This window comes from uncultured Thiocystis sp. (assembly GCF_903866365.1).
Lineage (GTDB): Bacteria > Pseudomonadota > Gammaproteobacteria > Chromatiales > Chromatiaceae > Chromatium.
Map to the genome: position 1 here is coordinate 1 of NZ_CAIPNF010000345.1, position 2,556 is coordinate 2,556.

Genomic DNA, 2,556 nt, shown 5'->3' on the forward strand with positions numbered 1-2,556 from the left:
ACCACCGCGCTCCATGCCCTCATACACTAATCGCTTGTAGTGCCGACCTTTGCCCCTACGGCGTCAGCCAAACAAAGGGTTACGTGCAAAATGGGCGCGAATAGTCGAAGACGGGCTAGTGGCGCGCGGATGCAGGAAGCGGTTTCAGCATCCCTACATTTTGTGCCTACCGCACTGAGCTGGATACCCCCCTAAAATAATTCCATCATGAGGTTCTGGGCCGCATCGGCCCCGATTCCCGAACGCGAGAAATTGCTCTCGTTGGCTGCCTCCACCACCTGGAGCTCAACCCGCGCGGTCCCTCTGCCGAGCATGCCAATCTCCCTGGCCGCGCCCTTGGAAAGGTCGATCATGCGACCATGGGCGTAGGGGCCGCGATCATTGATGGTGACTTCGACCGAGCGGCCATTGGACTTGTTGGTGACCACCACCTTGGTGCCAAAACTCAAGGTCTTGTGCGCAGCGGTCAGGTCATTCGCGTTAAATCTTGCGCCACTGGCGGTCTTACGGCCATTGAAACGATCCGCGTAGTAGGAGGCGGTGCCTTCGGTGACGACGGCATGCGTCTGCGTCGTCGGCAGGATTGATAGTGTCAGTAGAAACGGGGATAGCCATCTGCGTCGTTTAACCAAAACGCTTCCTCTTGTCGTCTCGTTGTGGTGTATGGGCGCCTCGGAAGGACCCTTCGTCTTCGATCCGAAGGGTTATTTTACAGGTCGAAGGGCGCGTTTAGCCACCCCTCGAATCAAATGAGAGTTAATTGCAACATAACCGAAACATTGGCGCGGCGAGACGCGTCTGAACCGGCGACCCTCAGGAAGCCGGGATTGCCTGGTCCGCCTTGCCGTTGGAGTCGAAATCGATCTCGTCCCAAAAATCCTCCTGGCCTTCCACCGTGGGCGGATTGCCGTCGTGGACCAGGTTGAGTCGGCGCTGTAGATAGGCATCGCGCAGAAAACCGTAAGAATCCAGCGCGGCATCTTCCAGGATCTGACCGGCGACGAGATATTCGGCGCGGCGATCAACGAGCTGCAGGCCCAACAGACCCCAGTAGATATGATCCTCTCGGATATTAATCAGTGGGTCCGTGAACACGTCGCCAGCCAGACCCATGGTATCGCGCATGCTGCTCGGCCCCAGAAAGGGCAGCATCAGAAAGGCGCCCGATTCAAGCCCCCAGTAACCGAGCGTCTGGCCAAAATCTTCCTTGTAGCTCGGGAGGCCCACATTGGTGGCTACGTCGAAAACCCCTAAAACGCCGACCGTGGAGTTGATGAAGAGTCGTCCCACATCGCTTCCCGCCCGCGACATCTTGAACTGCAGGACATTATTCACCGCCGAGGTCACATCGGCGATGTTATGAAAGAAATTGGTGACGCCGCGATCGACCGGCTCGGGCGTGATCGCCTGGTAACCCTCGGCGACAGGCTTCAGAAACGCTTTGTCGAAATCGGAGTTAAAGCGGTAGACCGCTCGGTTGAACGGCTCCAGCGGGTCGCGCGGATCGGGCACCCGATCCGGATTCGTGGCACAACCGCCGGCCAACAGGGCGACACACAACACCCCCAACCAGCCCGACCGGAATGCGTCCATCTCGACACCCTTCATTGGTAGTTTCTTTATCCCAGTGGAGTTGTGAAATGCTATCACAGCGCCAGCCGCTCCCGGCGGCCAGCCTGACCGAATCATGGACCTACCCGACCACGGACTCAATACAGAACCGACACCCTGTATCCAAGACGCCGAAGCAACGCGATGACTCCCGCATCGCCCGGCAGATGCAAGGCGCCGATGGCGATAAACCATCCGCCCCGATCCAGCAGTGGCCGCATGCGCTCCACCATCCGCTGATTGCGAGAGTCGATCACGGCCTCCCGGAACAGCCCGGCCAGCCTGGGATCGCCGCCCTGGAGAGAGGACTCGCTGAGATCGACCAGACGCCCAAGATCGCGTTCCAGATAGACCTGCATCAATTGCTCGAACAGGATCGGCAACTGATTTCTGGATTTCAGAGTCTCGCGCAACAGACCAATCTGATCGGCCTCGCTCATCCCGTCGAAGACGGCAAGCTGCTCTTCCATCGTTTCCAATCCCTGGACGGACCTGCCCGATTCGAGCGCGGCGCGATACAGCATGATATCCAGGAAATGCCCCGTCTCGGTCGGCGGGGTAGTCAACAGGGTCATCGCCGCCCAGGGCTTGAAATCCTTGAACGCATCCTCGGACATCCCGATTTCAGCGAGCGTCGCGGCCGTCTGGAGGTAGAGGTCGGGCGGAAGCACCTCATGCAGGGTACGTCCGTCGGTATAAGTCATGGTGACCATGGCCTTGATGATCGCCGCCGCGTCGGGAATCACCTCCAGCGCAACGCCGGAGCAATCATCGAAGGCCGCACGAACCGGCGGCGGAAGCTCGGTCACCCGGGGGTCTTCGCTATGGATCGTCCCGAACAGAACGCTGGGGACCGCTGCCGTCGGCGAACTGACCTGATAGAGAAGCCCGTGCGCCGTGCGCCCAACCTCTCCCGCCGCCGGGCCGCCCAGCAGAAACGCCCAG

General features: G+C 59.8%; 3 protein-coding genes. All 3 read right to left on the reverse strand.

Translation table 11 applies throughout. From position 1 onward, the window contains the following. Window positions 1-191: 191 nt before the first annotated feature. Window positions 192-632, reverse strand: coding sequence for a septal ring lytic transglycosylase RlpA family protein (locus QZY07_RS19465; RefSeq protein ID WP_295406235.1), 441 nt, complete (start codon window positions 630-632; stop codon window positions 192-194). Between the two features lie 181 nt (window positions 633-813). Continuing rightward, window positions 814-1,608: a VacJ family lipoprotein gene (locus QZY07_RS19470; protein ID WP_295406236.1), complete on the reverse strand. Its 795-nt coding sequence runs from the start codon at window positions 1,606-1,608 to the stop codon at window positions 814-816. 101 nt (window positions 1,609-1,709) lie between these two features. Next, on the reverse strand, window positions 1,710-2,556 hold an 847-nt coding region (locus QZY07_RS19475), incomplete at its 5' end, for a TraB/GumN family protein (protein WP_295406238.1).

Excerpts from the sequence above, each read along its gene's own strand:
- QZY07_RS19470 (WP_295406236.1), bottom strand. The coding sequence starts at position 1,608 with ATGAAGGGTGTCGAGATGGACGCATTCCGGTCGGGCTGGTTGGGGGTG.